Here is a 14,654-nt window from a genome sequence, read left to right on the forward strand (position 1 = left end):
CCGCGAGAACAGCACCACGGCCGGCTCGGTGGCGGCGCTGCCGGCAACCATCTGGAGGACGAGGGCGGCGGCGCCGTACGCCGTGAACAGGCTGATCCATGCGGCCGCTACGAGCAGCAGCGGCAGACAGCGCAGCAGAACGATTAGGATGACCCAGACGACCGCCAACACCAGCGGCATGATCAGCCGATGGCCGTCGATGGAGGCCTGGTGGAGGTCGGTGAGCTGTGCGTTCTGGCCGCCCACCAGCGCCCCGGTCCCCACCAGCGCGGAGCGCAGCCGCACCACCGTCTCGCGAGCACCGGCACTGTCCGGGGCATCCGTCAGCGTCGCCACCACCGTCGTCTGCCCGCCGGGTGGGGTAGGGACCGAAGTCGTGGCCACCCCGCGCGTCGCGGCCGTCCGGCCGCGCACCTCGGATACGCGGGTGGCAGGCGTGAGGACGATCAGAGGGCTGGCCGCCCGGGCAGGGAAGTGGCGCGCAAGGACGTCGTGCCCGGCAACGGAGGGCGAACCGGCAGGCAGGGCCCGGTGCAAGCGAACACCGGCCTGCCCCAGGAGCGGGGCGAAGACCGCTCCCGCTGCCAGCAGCACCAGGCATGCGGCCCACACCCCGCGCGGCCAGCGCTCGATCGCACGGCCGGCCTTGCTCCACCGGCCGCCTCCCGGCGGCGTCGCGCCAGCGGGGCGCAGTACCCGCTGCCCGCACAGGAGGAGAACGGCGGGCAGGAAGGTCAGGGATACCGCGGCGCAGCAGGGAGATGAGTGCGATGACCGCATACGTGAACGTGCGCGCTCTGGTGCCCGGCCACTACGTCAGCCCGCCGTCTGCCCGCGCGCTGTCACCGAGGATCTGCGACGGCACGCCGGGCCTGTCCGGGCGCCCCGGTGCGCGCGGCAGGCGGCGGATCGGGCCGGGCGGCCGCGGGCTGGAGATCGTCCGGGCCCTCGGCGCGGACCTCTTCGTCAGCCGCACAGCCCTCGGCAAGCAGGTCATCGCGGTCCTCACCTGGTAGGCCGCTCAGTGGTACCGGGGTGCTGTGGGTGGCTGTGCCGACAGCCACCCACAGCCGACCCGCCCAGCAGCGGTTTTGGCACGCAGCGCGTCCCCAGGGCCGCGCCCGGCACCGCGCCGGGTCGGGTCACCGGCCGGCGCCTCCCCGTCTTGAGGGCACCGGACCGGGGCTCTTGTCCCCGGTGTGGGTCAGGCGTTGATGCAGGTGTTGCCGAAGGACGGGTTCAGCAGCCCGATGACGCTGACGGTGTTGCCGCAGGCGTTGACCGGAATGTGGATGGGCACCTGGATGAGGTTGCCCGAGCCCACGCCCGGCGAGTAAGCGGCGACACCCTGCGCGCCGACGTCGGCGGACGCCACCGACGCCCCGGCCACGACGACCGCGCCGGCCGCCAGGGCCACGGCCAGACCTCGCCGTACATCAACCATGTCTTCATATCCTTCCGTGAGGGTGTGCGGCCGCTCGGAGGTCCCGCGCGGCCGGTGAGGAAGACCCGCGAATGCCTTCGGTGTCCCTCACACCGGCACTTCGCCGCCGCCGGCCCACCGGCTTGCCCAAAAGCGCCGGCTTCCCTCTTACGGGTCAATCCCGGCTTGTGCGGGTGACGAAGAGGTCTCCCATCCGCAGGCCTGTCGGCTACGAAGACCAGACGACACACGCACAGGTTTCACCAGGCCGGACCGTCCCCCGGGGGCGGTCCGGCCCCGCACGAGCGACGACAAGGACCGGCATGCGATGGACACCCCGCCCCCCGACGGCCCGCCCAGGCCGCGGCTTCGCCTTCTCTCCACGGCCGGAGCCCCGCAGGTGAACCAACCGATCCCCTTCCACACCGGCCGCCCCGCAGACCCCGCCCGCCACCATCTCACCGATGTCATGCAGAAGGTCGCCCACGGCGACAAACAGGCCTTTTCCGCCCTCTACGACGCCCTGGCACCCTTGGTCTTCGGGATCGTGGTCAAGGTCGTACGCGACCGGGCGCAGTCCGAGGAGGTCGCCCAAGAGGTCATGATCGACCTGTGGCGGCAAGCCGCCCGCTACCGGCCCGACGCCGGCAGCGTCCAGACGTGGGCGGCCACGATCGCCCACCGGCGGGCCGTGGACCGGGTCCGCTCCGCCCAGGCGGCCGTCGACCGCGAGCACGCCCAGGCCGCCCGCGAGCACACCACCGCCTTCGACGAGGTCGCCGAGCAGGTGGAAACCCGCCTGGAATCCGAGCAGGTGCGCCGCTGTCTGCAAGGTCTGACCGAACTCCAGCGCCAGGCGGTGACCTTGGCCTACTACCGGGGGCTGACCTACCGTGAGGTCGCGGAAGCCCTGCGCACTCCTCTTCCCACCATCAAGACACGCATGCGCGACGGGCTCATCCGGCTCCGCGACTGCATGGGGGTGACCACGTGAAACACCACGCCACCGACGCCCACACCCTCGCCGCCGCCTACGCGCTGGGCGCACTCGAGGACAGCGAACGGCAAGCCTTCGACGCCCACCTTCAGGCCTGTGAGGCCTGCCGGCAGGAAGCCGCCGAGTTCGAAGCGACCGCCGCCCGCCTGGCCGCAGCCGCCTCCCAGCCGCCGCCCGCCACGGCCAAGGCAAAGGTCATGGCCGCCATCGACGGCGTACGTCAGCTCCCGCCGCGCGTACCCGCCCCCGCCCCGGTGCCCGCTCTCGGCGGCACCGTTCGCCGCCGGGCCGTGCCGCTCGCGCTGGCGGCCAGCTTGGCCGCCGCGGCGCTGGGCGGCGTCGCCGTCTGGCAGGCGCAGAGCGGACAGGAGCTGAAGCAGCAGGCACGTCAGGCCCGGCAGCAACTCGACGCGGTCGGCGCCGTCCTGGCCGCCCCCGATGCCCGCACCGTCCACGGCAAGGCCGCCAACGGCGCGCTGACCACCGTGGTCGCCTCCGCCCGGCAGAACAAGGCCGTCTTCAGCGCCGCCAACCTGCCCGCCCCCGAGGCGGGCAAGACCTACCAGCTGTGGCTCGACCACGACGGCACCATGCTCTCGGCCGGACTCATCGAACACGACGGCACCGTGATCCTCACCGGCAACACCGCCGACGCCGGCGCCGTCGGCCTCACCCTCGAACCCGCCGGAGGATCCCCCCAGCCCACCACCGACCCCCTGCTCCTGATGAACCTTCCCGCCTGACCGCACCCCGGCGCCCCGGCCCGCCGGGCGCCGGGCGCATCAACCCATCGAAGCGAGGTCCCACGGCCCCCATCCTGAAGATCGGTCCTACTCCGACGGCCTGACCGACCTTGGGGCCGCCGGATCCGCCGTATGGGGCATCAGCCCCCCAAGGCGTCACAGTCACGAAAAGTTCGCCCGTAGCCGCGGCCTGTACATGCCGCTTCTGTCCGACACCGGGCTCACGGTGGCGAAGTCCTTCGGTATCACCGCACCTTTGATCGGGGTGCGCCGGGCGGTGTTCATCCTCACCGGCACGGGCCGCCCGCACTGGAAGCACGTCACCGCCGTAGGCGCCACCTACCCGCCCGCCACCGCCCTGGCCGCACAGCTCGCCCGACTCACCGCCTGAACCCACGCACGACTCCCGCGACGAGCCGCCCCACAGCCGCGGATCTCCTCCAATCCGGCCGCCGGGCCGCTGCGAAGTACGGGTGAAACGCAGCAGCCTGGCGGCGTGTCAAGTGGCGGGAGCGGTTGTGGTGGAAGCGCGGAAAGCGGCCGTCGTGGGAGGCGGGGCAGCGGGCCTGACCGCCGCCTACATCCTGGCGTCCTCGTACGAGGTCACCCTGTACGAGGCGGACGGGCGGCTCGGCGGCCACGCCCACACCCGGGACATGCCGGGCCCCGGTGGGCGCACGGTGGCGGTGGATTCGGGGTTCATCGTCCACAACGAGCGCACCTACCCCACCCTCCTGCGGCTCTTCCGCGAGCTGGGCGTCGGCACGCAGGACGCCGAGATGAGCATGTCGGTGCGGTGCGACGGCTGCGGCCTGGAGTACGCGGGCGCCCGCGGCCCGGCCGCCCTGTTCGCCTCCCGGCGGGCTTGGCGCTGGAGCTACCTGCGGCTGCTGGCCGAGGTACCGGTCTTCCACCGCGGTGCCCGCCGCATGCTGGCCCGCGGGACGGATCCGACGCTGACGTTCAGGGACTTCCTGCGCCAGGGCGGCTTCTCCCCCTATTTCGTCAGCCACTTCGCCCTCCCGCTGGTCGCGGCGGTGTGGTCCTGCCCCGCGCAGACGGCCCTGTCCTACCCGGCCGTCTACCTCTTCACCTTCCTGCACCACCACGGCCTGCTGTCGGTCACCGGCTCCCCGCAATGGAAGACCGTCACCGGCGGATCCGCCGCCTACGTCACCGCCGCCGCCAAACACATCCACCGCATCCGCACCTCCAGCCCGGTCGACACCGTCCGGCGCACCGGGCGGCGCACCGGGCGGGGCGCGCTGATCACCACCGGGGACGGCAGCACCGACGCCTTCGACGCCGTCGTCATCGCCACGCACCCCGACCAGGCGCTGCGCCTGCTCGCCGACCCCACCAAAGACGAGAAGCGGCTCCTGGGCGCCTTCACCTACTCGCGCAACCCCACCGTGCTGCACACCGACACCGCCGTCCTGCCGCGCTCACCGAGCGCCCGCGCCTGCTGGAACTACCGCATGAGCGGCTGCGACCCCTCCGCAGAGCCGGTCCGCGTCAGCTACGACATGCGGCGCCTGCAGCACCTGCCCGCAGGCGCCGACTACCTCGTCACCCTGGGCGGGGAGGACGGCATCGCCGCCGACCGGGTGGTGGAGCGGATGGTCTACGAGCACCCGGTGTACACCCCCGCATCGGTTGCCGCGCAGAGGCAGCTGCCCCGCCTGAACGATGGGGTCACCGCGTATGCCGGGGCCTGGCACGGCTGGGGCTTCCACGAGGACGGCTGCCGCTCCGGCGCGGACGCCGCCCGGTCCCTGGGGGTGCGCTGGTGACCGGAACCGCGCGAGCTGCCGCACGCACGAAGACCGCCGCACCGGCGTCGGCCGGGACACCCGCCGCTGCTCTCTACGAGTGCGTGATCACGCACGCCCGTACCACCCCGCTGCGCCACGCCTTCCGGCACCGCACGTACCTGTGGTGCGTGGACCTGGACCGGCTGCCCGTGCTGCCCCGGCCGGTGCGCCCGCTCGCCCGGTTCGACGCCCGCGACCACTTCACCGGCGGCTCTGCCACCATCCGCGCCGGACTCGACGCCTACCTGGCCGCCCACGGCATCGACCTGGACGGCGGCCGCGTCACGATGCTGGCGCACGCCCGGGTGTTCGGCTTCGTCTTCAACCCGCTCAGCGTGTACTGGTGCCACGACCGCTCCGGCGCTCTCGTCTGCGTCGTGGCCGAGGTCCACAACACCTACGGGCAGCGCCACTGCTACCTGCTGCGGCCGGACGAGAGCGACGAGGCGGAGACCGACAAGGAGTTCTACGTCTCGCCCTTCTTCGCGGTCGAGGGCCGCTACCGGATGCGGCTTCCGCTGCCCGGAGACCGGCTGCGGCTCGCAGTCCACCTCGACCACGCGGAGGGCCGGGCGTTCACCGCCGTCGTCCGGGGCCGCTGGCGCCCCGCCACCATCCCCGCCCTGCTGTCTGCCGCCGTCCGCAGACCGTGGTCGACCGCCGCCGTCTGGGCCGGCATCCGCCGCCACGGCATCGCCCTGCTGCTGCGCGGTCTGCCCGTACACCCCCGTCCCCACTCCACCCCGCAGGAAGGCACGCCCTCGTGACCCAGCCCGCCACCACGTCCCCCGGCCGCACCCGGCCGTCCGACCGCGCCGTCGGGATCCCCCCGCAGACCGAGCCCCGCCGACGGACCTCCCCGGCCCGCGCCACCGGCCCCGCCGCGCCCGCTGGGCGCCGTAGCGAGGTCGACGCGGAGCGCTGGCCCGACGTGGCCCGGCTGCCCTCCGCCGGAGCCGCCCGGACCGCCGTCGCCCGCCACCTCGTGGGCCGCGCGCTGGACCGGCTGGGCCTGACCGCGTCCGCCGCCGGCGTCGCCGGCCCGCTGCTGACCCTGCACGACCCGGACGCCTTTTACCGGCGCATCGGCCGCGACGGCCTGATCGGCTTCGGCGAGTCCTACATGGCCGGGGAATGGGACAGCGACGACCCGGCCGGTGTACTGACCGTGCTCGCGCGCCATGTCGACGAGCTGGTCCCCGCCCCGCTGCGGCGGCTGCGCGGCCTGTGGGTGTCCGCCCGGCCCGCCGCCGACCGCAACACCCGCGCCGGTGCCCGCGAGAACATCCAGCGACACTACGACCTGTCCAACGACCTGTTCTCCGCCTTCCTCGACCCCACCCTCTCCTACTCCTCCGCCCTCTTCACCGGCTTCCCCGCCCGCCCAGCCTCCCTCCCCGAAGCCCAGCACCGCAAGATCGACCGCCTCTTGGACCTCGCCCGGGTGGGCGACGGCACCCGGCTGCTGGAGATCGGCACCGGCTGGGGCGAACTCGCCCAGCGGGCCGCCGCCCGCGGCGCGAAGGTCACCACCCTGACCCTCTCCGCCGAACAGGCCGACCTGGCCCGTGCGCGCATCGCTGCCGCCGGGCTCGCCGACCGGGTGGACGTGCAGCTGCGCGACTACCGCGACGCCGAGGGCCGCCACGACGCCGTGATCAGCGTCGAGATGATCGAGGCCGTCGGCGCCGAGTTCTGGCCCTCCTACTTCACCGCGCTTCGCCGCGCCCTCGCCCCCGGCGGCAGGATCGCCCTTCAGGCCATCACCATGGGCCACCAGCAGATGCTGCACACCGCCGCCACCCACACCTGGATCAGCAAGTACGTCTTCCCCGGCGGCCTGATCCCCTCCCGCCGGGCGATCGCCCAGCACTCCGCCGCCGCCGGGCTGACCACCGCCGCCGACCACGGCTACGGCGAGCACTACGCGGAAACCCTGCGCCTGTGGCGGGAGCGGTTCACCGCCAACCGGCCCGCCGTCACCGCCCTCGGCTTCGACACCGTCTTCCAGCGCACGTGGGAGTTCTACCTCGCCTACTCCGAAGCCGGATTCCGCTCCGGCTACCTCGACGTGCGCCAGCTCCTCCTTACCGAAGGGACCCGACCGTGAGGCCCGCCGCCGACCGACTCGCCCAGCTCCTCGGCCACTTCCTGCCCGGCACCCTCCCGGTGCGCGTCCGTGCCTGGGACGGCAGCCAGTCCGGCCCCGCGGACGCCCCCCTCGTCACGCTCCGCTCACCCCAAGCGCTGCGCCGTCTGCTGTGGCAGCCGGGCGAACTCGGCCTCGCCGAGGCGTACGTCACCGGTGACCTCGACGTCGAAGGCAACCTCGCCGACGTCCTGTCACGGGCCGGCAAGGCCGTCCGCGACCGCCCTGCGGCCCGCCCCCGGCCGGCGGGCATGGCGGCGGCCGCCGCACTCGCCGTACGCCTCGGCGCCGCCGGTCCGCCCCCGCCGCGCCCGCACGGGCGGGCCCGGCTGAGCGGCCCCCTGCACAGCGCCTCCCGCGACCGGGCCGCAATCAGCCACCACTACGACCTCTCCAACGAGTTCTACGCACTCCTCCTCGACCCGTCCATGGCGTACTCCTGCGCCTACTGGACCCGGCCCGACGACCCCACGTACACCCTCGCCGACGCCCAGCGCGACAAGCTCAAACTGATCTGCCGCAAACTCGGACTGCGCGCCGGGGACCGGCTGCTCGACGTCGGCTGCGGCTGGGGCTCCCTCACCGTGCACGCCGCCCGCGAGCACAAGGTGCGCGTCACCGCCGTCACCCTCTCCCGCGCCCAGCGCGACTTCGTCACCGAGCGGGCCGCACGCGAGGGGGTGGCCGACCTGGTGGACGTCACCCTCCGACACTGGCGGCACATTGACGGCGGCGGCTACGACGCGGCCGCCGCCGTCGAGATGGGCGAACACGTCGGTGACGCCGAATACCCCGCCTTCACCACGAAGCTCCACGACGCGCTGCGCCCCGCAGGCCGACTGCTGATCCAGCAGATGTCCCGCGGCGCCCACACCCCCGGCGGCGGCGCCTTCATCGAGACGTACATCGCCCCCGACATGCACATGCGCCCCGTCGGCCGGACCGTGGACCTGCTGGAGGACGTCGGCCTGGAGGTCCGCTCCACCGAATCCCTCCGCGAGCACTACACGACCACCATCGACGCCTGGCGCGCCACCCTGGAGCGACGCTGGAGCGACGTCGAGGCCCTGGTCGGAGAGACCACCGGCCGGGTATGGCGCCTCTACCTGGCCGGGGCTTCGCTGGCCTTCGCCGAACGCCGCATGGGCGTCGACCAGATCCTCGCCGTACGCCCCACCCGGGAGGGGACCTCCGCCATGCCGGCCACACCCACCACCTGGTACACCGCTCAGAGCCCGGCATGACCGGCACCAACTGGGCAGCCCTCGGCGTCAACCTCGCCGCCTGCGCGGCCGTGGCGGGGGCAATGCTCCTCGCCACCTTCGCCGTGGCCGTCCGCCGCGGGCTGCACCGCATCGTCGACATCGCGTGGGGCCTCGCCTTCGCCGCCGTCGCCCTCGCCACCTGGCTGCTCTCCGCCGGACACGGCGACGACTGGCGGCGCCTGCTCGTCGCCGCGGCCACCGCCGTCTGGGGGCTGCGGCTGGCCGCGCACATCGCGTGGCGCTCCCGCGGCCACGGCGAGGACCCCCGCTACGCCGCCCTCCTCGACAAGGCCCCCGGCAACCGGACCCTGTACGCCCTGCGCACCGTCTACGTCGCCCAGGCAGCCCTGGTCTGGCTGATCTCCCTGCCCGTCCAGGCCGCCTCCTACAGCTCCCAACCTCTGGGCCCGCTCGCCTGGTGCGGGATCGCGGTGTGGGCGCTCGGGCTGGCCTTCGAGGCCGTCGGCGACCACCAGCTGGCACGCTTCAAGGAGGAGCCCGCCAACCGGGGACGCATCATGGACCGCGGCCTGTGGGCCTGGACGAGGCACCCCAACTACTTCGGCGACAGCCTCGTCTGGTGGGGCCTCTACCTGCTCGCCTGCACCGCCTGGCAGCCCGCCCTCGCCGTCCTGATCGCCCCGGTCCTCATGACCCTGCTGCTCACGGTGGGCAGCGGCAAGCGACTCCTGGAGAAGCACATGGCCGACCGCCCCGGCTACGCCGAGTACGCCGCCCGCACCAGCGGCTTCCTGCCGCTTCCCCCGAAAACATCCGTCGGGGGCACCCGGTGAACAGCCACGGCTTTAACAGCCCGCGCGAACACAGTGCTCTCCGGCTGCCTCAGCCGCCGTTCCTGCCCGCGTCCGGAGCGGTACTTGTCCTGCACGGCGGTCGCGCCGACTCCCTCACGCCACCACCTCTGCTCAACCTCCCCCGCCTGAGGATGCGGCCGTTCGCCCGCACGATGAACCAAGACCCACGCTTCTCGGACGTCTTGGTCGCCTCCGTCCGCTACCGGCTGCGCGGCTGGAACGGGCACAGGGCCGACCCCGTCCAGGACGCCAGACGCGCACTGGAAGAACTGCGGAATACTGCCGGGCCGCTTCCCGTCGTGCTGGTCGGTCATTCCATGGGCGCGAGAGCAGCGCTGCGTGCCGCGGACGATCCAGACGTGCGGGGTGTCGTCGCCCTGGCACCCTGGTGCCCGCCCGGCGAACCGGTCGGGCACCTTGCAGGCCGCACGGTCATGGCCCTCCACGACCAGGCCGACCGGATCACCTCCGCCACGGAGACCTGGAACTACCTCCGCCGCGCCCACGCGGCCGGGGCCCATGTCCGCGGCATCCGCATGCCCCGCGGCCACCACGCCATGATCTACGACGCCTGCCTGTGGCACCGCCTCACCACGGCCTGCGCGGCCACAGTCCTCGGCCTGACGCCACCGCCCGGCGGCGGCCAGTCCGAGGAGACCGCCTGGAGCACCACACCGGTCGACGCCGCCGACATCACCGCGCCCCGCCGCCGAACGCCAACCTGACCGCGCTTCCGCCGAGTCCGGCACGGGCAAGATCCCACCACCACGACGCCGTCAGGCTGGTCCACTACCAGATCATCGCCGCAGGATTCCTGCCGGGGTGTCGGGGCGTGCAGACGATGTCGAACGGGGGTCTATCGCCGGTCGGCGAGGGCCATGGCGAGGCCGGTGAGGAGCAACGCCAAGCCGGTAACGAGTACAGGGAGGCCGGGCCCGGACAGGAAGTACATCACCGCGCCGGCCGCGGTCAGGGGTGCGCCGCCAGCGGCCATTTCCTTGCCGTGTGCCGAATGTCTATTTCAGTGTGTGTTCGTACGCGGGACTGCCCGCTTCCCCGGTCATGCAGTACGGGGCAGCTGAAGATTTCCTGCCCATGCAGCCTCGGGGCGACGGCCGTGTGGCCGTCGGCCAGCTCGCCGATCAGATTTCCTGGTCACCTCGGACGTTGACTTTCTTCTTGCACTGGAACGGCGAGGTGTACTGCCCGTAATTTTCGTAGATTTGGTAGTGGCTGCCATCGAGGTGGTGCCCCATGGCGATGATACCGAGGTACGGCGTCGCGGTGTCCTTGTCCCAGTAGTAGAAAATGGTGGCTCCGTCCCCACTGCCTCCGGATTTTCCGGCGCTGCAGTGCCGGATATTGCGCTGCTTTTTGTCGACTTCGCAGAATCCGCTGTCCTTTCCCTCTGTGTCGTAGACGGCGTTGAGTGCCTGGCTGAGGTTGGCTTCGGTGGTGCCGCCCTCGATCTTGCCGAGGAGGGCCTTCTTCATGCGCTGCTGCCCGTCTTTGTCGGCAGTGTGTCTGGCCAGGTGTTTCGCTGTCCTGGCAGGAGTCACGGGGGGCATACTTCGCTCCGTCCTGTTTGGACCGGCCGTGTCCCCCCGGAGCCCGGGTGTCCGCACTCAGGAAAGCGGAACAGGGAGTTGGCGGAATGGGTCTCAGATGCGTGTGGACACGGCGGAGAATCCGGCATGTCCGGCGCGAGAGAGGTATCGGTTAATTCTTAGTGGCGATGTAGTCGAAATATTTGTTGTCAGACTTCTTCGCCCGCCCGTAGTGCTTGGTGTTTCCGTTGGCGAACCAGTTCTCGCTCTTCGGGTCGACGGTCAGCTCAATCGTAAAGGTCTGTACGTCGCCGCCCCACGGGCACGCGATCCCTTGAATGTGGAAGGGGGAAGCGAATCCGCTCGCGGGCCACGCTCGATTGATTTGTCCGTGAACCCATTCTCCGTCGATGAGCAGAGTGGGCGAAGTTCCAGCGACCGCGACCCACCGCCAGTCCTCGAACTTGAGGTTGACGGTTCCGGCTCCTCCCCACACGACGGCATCATAGGTGGTGCTTTCGCTCATTTTGGCCGGTACTCCGTCAAGGGTCTGGAGTGTGTAGCCGATGATTCCGTATTCTTTGTACTTCTTGGTTTTGCTGAAATAATCGTTGAGGTTTCCTTCAGTCAGGAGTCCCTTGATCATGTCGGGTGTGACGGAGACTCCAATGATGCTGATTTCGGAGTCCTTGAGGATCTGCTTGTAGTGGGCTTTGACGCTGGCGGACACGTCGGCGAATCCACTGTATCCGGCTTTGAGTGCCGCGTTGATTTCCGTTTCGGATGCCTTGGAGGTCATGGTGAAGGTGAGGATGCGCCCGTAGACCACGCTGTTGACGAGCAGTGGGGGTTTGCCAGGCCCCATTTTCCCGTTGTTGATCAGCTTGTCGACTTTCTGGCTGGTGAAGGTGTCCTTGAAGAGTGCTTCGGGGGTGGAGGTGTCACAGAACGCGGTGAAGGCCCGTTCGCGGAGGTACACCATGACGGTGTTCTTCATTTCCTCGCGTTTGGCGTCGATGTCGAGGGAGGCGGAGAAACCTCCGTAGCTCGCGGAGACTCCGAGTTCCAGCGCGACTTCGGTGCTGGAGTACGCGGAGGTGTATTTGTAGACGATGTCGGCGTGGCCCGGGGCGTCGTCTCCCACGGCCTTGCCGATGGCTGCGGTGACGCGGGACGCTGACGGCGGGGAGGCCGTCTCATGGCGTCCGGTGAGGCGGTCCACGGTGACCGTGATGTCGGCGCGGTCCGCGTCCTCGATGCCGGCCGGGATGAGGTAGCCCTGGGTGATGGCGGGACCGGACTGGACGATCGCGCCGGGGAAGCAGGTGTTCGTGTTCGGATTGAACGTGATCACCTCATCCGGGTTCTTGGTCAGGCTGTAGGTCTGCTTGGTGCGTTTGACGCCCTTGACGGTGCTGACGCTGGGGGAGCCCACCGGGGTCTTGGCGTTCGGCTTGTGGGGGTGGAGCTTGCTCCACTCCCCCCACTGGGTCAGGTAGCCGCTGATGTCGGCCTTGCCCTCGGAGGGCTGGGTGCCCAGCACGGAGCCCGCAAGGGGCAAGGGGCTTCCGTCGGCGAACGCCAGAACGGCATAGGCCCCGGCTTCATCAAGTAGGGGCGGAGTGAAGGCCAGGTCTTCGGTTCTCTTCCCGCTGGCCACCGGTACCGGCTCGGTCTCAGGACCGGGAAGCGCGGGTACGAAGTAGACCTCGTACCGGGTCGCGCCGGGTACCTTCCAGCGCACGCTGTGGATCCCGTTGCCGTCACATACCGCCCGCGCCGGTTCCGGCTCCTTGCCCTTGGTGCCCGCTTGGCTGCCCGTCATGAGGTTGCCCTTCTTCGCCGACTCGGTCAGTGATGCCGAGACTGCCGATTGGCGGCGCCCCTCGGGCTGCGCGCCGCGGGGTGTTGCCAGCGGAAACGTGACTTCCTCACCCGAACGCCACATTTCAGACGACAGATACCGCAACAGGCTGGGGCTGAGGGATCGATTCCGTTTCATCGGACAGGGCAGGATCGTGCGAAGCGACGAGGTGGTGGGACCCTCCGCTCACCGCTTACTGACTTCGGCGTATTAGGGTCTGTCCGGTCTGTCGACGGCGAGGCCCGTCCCGGCGAGGAATCCGCCGAGGATGCCGTGCCGGTACTGCAGCGCTTTGAGCCGCCTGCGGAGCAGAGTCTCCAGCTCGTTGAGGGTGCGGGCGGCCAGGTTGGCCAGGCTCCGCTTGATGTGCGCCCACAGGCCCTCGACCGGGTTGAGGTCGGGCGCATACCCGGGCAGCAGGACCACCGTCAGCCAGTCCCGCTCGGCAACGAGTGCCTTCATCGTCACGCGAGTCCGGAGGAGGCCATGGTCGGCGCGGACGCTGCGGTGCTGGTCACCGAGTGGCCGCAGTTGGGCGACGTCGACTGGGCTCTGTCCGCCGGCCAGATGCGGCGGCCGGTCCTGGGTACGTCTGTTCGAATATCGGATGCGAATGACGCGCCGAAACTCTACAAAAGCGGGTGAAATTAGCGCGGACCCGTCCCGACGACGCCCGAAGGAGAACGCGATGAGACTCGTCTGGCTGGCCGCAATCAGTGTGCTCGCCGTCGTGATGGCGGCGTTCACGCCGTACGTACTGCGGACCGAATCGCCGTGGCAGGCCGCTGTCTAGCTGGTCATGCTCGCTGCCGCGGTCACCGGTATCGCCGCGCTCGTCCACGCAGAGCTGCTGCTGCGCCGCCTGGAGCGAGCCACGGGCAGCGACGCCTCCGAGACCTATCACGCTCCCCACGATCGCCGCAGTGCTACCTAGCTGCCGCCTCTTGGTCAGGTGGGCGGTGTGCTCAGGTGTCACCGGTGTAGGCGTCGACGCGTTCCTTGTGGTTGGCGGCCCGGGGCTGCTTTCCCTGGTTGTTCCTGCAGGGCTGACGAGGGAGAGCGAGGCAGCGGGGACAGGCGATGGTGCGCACCTGGCTGCGCGAGGGGCGAAGCAGGCGGACCGTCCGGCCGGCCAACCGCGCTACAGGGGAGGCGTTGTAGCGTGCCTGGTGGAACTCGGCGATGCGTTCTCTGTGGTTGGACTTACGCGGCAGGTCCTCGGAGTCCGTACAGGGAAAAGCGGGGATGGCCTCACAGCGCGGGCACTGGACGGTGCGGACGTCGTCCGCCGTGGGATGCCAGTTCTGCTCGGGCAGGCGCTCCAGGAATGCGGTGAGTACGGTCTCCAGCCCCTGGGCAATGACGTCTTCCCCGCCGAGGTAGGTACGCAGGAGCGCAAGGTCGGGGCGAGGGCTGCCGGCGCAGATGGGGTCGTGACTGACGCGGACCGTGTCGGTCGGGTCGGCCCAGCCCAGCGGGAGGCAGATGCCGTTGCCGTTGACCCGCCAGCGCAACTCGACAGGCACAAGGCTGGTGGGCGCCAAACGGACATCGAGAACGACTTCCTCGCCGGCGGGGTCCGGGTATGCCTGGACGGTGTCTCCGCACCGCCAGCACTCTGTCAAGCGGCCGAGATCGGCGTACTTGCTGCTCACGGCACGCACCCTAGTGGCAGCCGAACACCATCACGCGTCATCTCCTGGCGCTACGGCCGGACCCATCCCGGCCGGAGCGCGGCAGGGTGCCCATCGCGGATCACCTGAACGGGCGGTTCACCAAGGGCGAGGACCCGGTCGGTGACGCGGCAGGTGAGGCGGTAAAGCAGGACGCGGATCGCGCATTCGAGCCAGCGTTCGGTAGCTTGCGCGGGTGGTGCTGCCGGGCCGAGGACGGTGGCGAACCAGGCCGGCAGGAGCAGTCGGTTGCTGACGGCATCAGCCAGTTTGCTGCACAGTGCCAGGGTCAGCCGGCACGTCACCCGGCACGTTCCCACCCCCGAGGAGCCCGCGCGCCGCCGGCCCCGTCCTCCCGGCCCTT

Annotated in this window: 17 protein-coding genes and 1 pseudogene; 11 read left to right on the forward strand and 7 right to left on the reverse strand. The window is 70.7% G+C overall.

All coding sequences use genetic code 11. The features are described 5' to 3' along the window. Nucleotides 1-42: 42 nt before the first annotated feature. Nucleotides 43-780 (reverse strand): annotated as a pseudogene (locus tag AB0D53_RS37460) (MMPL family transporter); the annotation flags it as partial. Here AB0D53_RS37460 and AB0D53_RS37465 point away from each other — a divergent pair. After that, nucleotides 771-1,016, forward strand: a complete 246-nt coding sequence (locus AB0D53_RS37465) for a hypothetical protein (RefSeq protein ID WP_362453838.1) — start codon at nucleotides 771-773, stop codon at nucleotides 1,014-1,016. The pseudogene AB0D53_RS37460 and the gene AB0D53_RS37465 overlap by 10 nt on opposite strands. Before the next feature lie 188 nt (nucleotides 1,017-1,204). Here the strand turns inward: AB0D53_RS37465 and AB0D53_RS37470 are convergent, their stop codons facing one another. After that, a complete protein-coding gene (locus tag AB0D53_RS37470; RefSeq protein WP_362453839.1) occupies nucleotides 1,205-1,444 on the reverse strand; it encodes a chaplin in 240 nt (79 codons plus the stop codon). A gap of 448 nt (nucleotides 1,445-1,892) precedes the next feature. On the opposite strand from AB0D53_RS37470, the gene sigK reads away from it, so the two are divergent. The 9 genes from sigK to AB0D53_RS37515 all read left to right on the forward strand — a co-directional run bounded on the left by sigK (nucleotide 1,893) and on the right by AB0D53_RS37515 (nucleotide 9,931). After that, the gene (gene sigK, locus AB0D53_RS37475) at nucleotides 1,893-2,417 is read left to right on the forward strand and encodes an ECF RNA polymerase sigma factor SigK (RefSeq protein WP_362453900.1); all 525 of its coding nucleotides are present in this window, start codon (nucleotides 1,893-1,895) and stop codon (nucleotides 2,415-2,417) included. Next, nucleotides 2,414-3,163 (forward strand): anti-sigma factor, encoded by a 750-nt coding sequence (locus AB0D53_RS37480; RefSeq protein ID WP_362453840.1) that lies wholly within the window; start codon nucleotides 2,414-2,416, stop codon nucleotides 3,161-3,163. Before sigK ends, AB0D53_RS37480 begins: the two co-directional genes overlap by 4 nt. A 46-nt stretch (nucleotides 3,164-3,209) precedes the next feature. Next, the gene (locus AB0D53_RS37485) at nucleotides 3,210-3,554 is read left to right on the forward strand and encodes a redoxin domain-containing protein (protein WP_362453901.1); all 345 of its coding nucleotides are present in this window, start codon (nucleotides 3,210-3,212) and stop codon (nucleotides 3,552-3,554) included. A 154-nt stretch (nucleotides 3,555-3,708) separates the two neighbouring features. Next, a complete protein-coding gene (locus tag AB0D53_RS37490) occupies nucleotides 3,709-4,956 on the forward strand; it encodes an FAD-dependent oxidoreductase (RefSeq protein WP_362453841.1) in 1,248 nt (415 codons plus the stop codon). A gap of 83 nt (nucleotides 4,957-5,039) precedes the next feature. Further along, a complete protein-coding gene (locus AB0D53_RS37495; RefSeq protein ID WP_362453902.1) occupies nucleotides 5,040-5,744 on the forward strand; it encodes a DUF1365 domain-containing protein in 705 nt (234 codons plus the stop codon). After that, nucleotides 5,741-7,087, forward strand: a complete 1,347-nt coding sequence (locus tag AB0D53_RS37500) for a class I SAM-dependent methyltransferase (RefSeq protein ID WP_362453842.1) — start codon at nucleotides 5,741-5,743, stop codon at nucleotides 7,085-7,087. Before AB0D53_RS37495 ends, AB0D53_RS37500 begins: the two co-directional genes overlap by 4 nt. Beyond that, on the forward strand, nucleotides 7,084-8,370 hold the full coding sequence (locus AB0D53_RS37505) for a cyclopropane-fatty-acyl-phospholipid synthase family protein (protein WP_362453843.1): 1,287 nt from the start codon (nucleotides 7,084-7,086) through the stop codon (nucleotides 8,368-8,370). Before AB0D53_RS37500 ends, AB0D53_RS37505 begins: the two co-directional genes overlap by 4 nt. Further along, entirely contained in the window at nucleotides 8,367-9,185 is an 819-nt protein-coding gene (locus AB0D53_RS37510; RefSeq protein WP_362453844.1) for a DUF1295 domain-containing protein, read from the forward strand. Before AB0D53_RS37505 ends, AB0D53_RS37510 begins: the two co-directional genes overlap by 4 nt. Before the next feature lie 89 nt (nucleotides 9,186-9,274). Next, on the forward strand, nucleotides 9,275-9,931 hold the full coding sequence (locus tag AB0D53_RS37515) for an alpha/beta hydrolase (RefSeq protein WP_362453903.1): 657 nt from the start codon (nucleotides 9,275-9,277) through the stop codon (nucleotides 9,929-9,931). Nucleotides 9,932-10,348: 417 nt separating this feature from the next. Here the strand turns inward: AB0D53_RS37515 and AB0D53_RS37520 are convergent, their stop codons facing one another. The 3 genes from AB0D53_RS37520 to AB0D53_RS37530 form a co-directional block, all read right to left on the reverse strand. Further along, on the reverse strand, nucleotides 10,349-10,765 hold the full coding sequence (locus AB0D53_RS37520) for a hypothetical protein (protein WP_362453845.1): 417 nt from the start codon (nucleotides 10,763-10,765) through the stop codon (nucleotides 10,349-10,351). A 160-nt stretch (nucleotides 10,766-10,925) separates the two neighbouring features. After that, nucleotides 10,926-12,755 carry a thiol-activated cytolysin family protein gene (locus AB0D53_RS37525; RefSeq protein ID WP_362453846.1) on the reverse strand — a complete coding sequence of 610 codons (1,830 nt, stop codon included), beginning with the start codon at nucleotides 12,753-12,755 and terminating at the stop codon, nucleotides 10,926-10,928. Between the two features lie 72 nt (nucleotides 12,756-12,827). After that, on the reverse strand, nucleotides 12,828-13,079 hold the full coding sequence (locus AB0D53_RS37530) for a transposase (protein WP_362453847.1): 252 nt from the start codon (nucleotides 13,077-13,079) through the stop codon (nucleotides 12,828-12,830). 24 nt (nucleotides 13,080-13,103) lie between these two features. Between AB0D53_RS37530 and AB0D53_RS37535 the strand changes: the two genes are divergently transcribed. Beyond that, nucleotides 13,104-13,262: a hypothetical protein gene (locus AB0D53_RS37535; protein WP_362453848.1), complete on the forward strand. Its 159-nt coding sequence runs from the start codon at nucleotides 13,104-13,106 to the stop codon at nucleotides 13,260-13,262. A 320-nt stretch (nucleotides 13,263-13,582) separates the two neighbouring features. On the opposite strand, the gene AB0D53_RS37540 is transcribed toward AB0D53_RS37535, so the two are convergent. Together AB0D53_RS37540 and AB0D53_RS37545 are read right to left on the reverse strand one after the other, a co-directional pair. Then, nucleotides 13,583-14,272: a DUF6083 domain-containing protein gene (locus tag AB0D53_RS37540; RefSeq protein ID WP_362453849.1), complete on the reverse strand. Its 690-nt coding sequence runs from the start codon at nucleotides 14,270-14,272 to the stop codon at nucleotides 13,583-13,585. Between the two features lie 50 nt (nucleotides 14,273-14,322). Further along, nucleotides 14,323-14,595, reverse strand: coding sequence for a hypothetical protein (locus AB0D53_RS37545; protein ID WP_362453850.1), 273 nt, complete (start codon nucleotides 14,593-14,595; stop codon nucleotides 14,323-14,325). Nucleotides 14,596-14,654 lie beyond the last annotated feature (59 nt).

Source organism: Streptomyces sp. NPDC048295 (genome assembly GCF_040652135.1).
Taxonomy (GTDB): Bacteria; Actinomycetota; Actinomycetes; order Streptomycetales; family Streptomycetaceae; genus Streptomyces.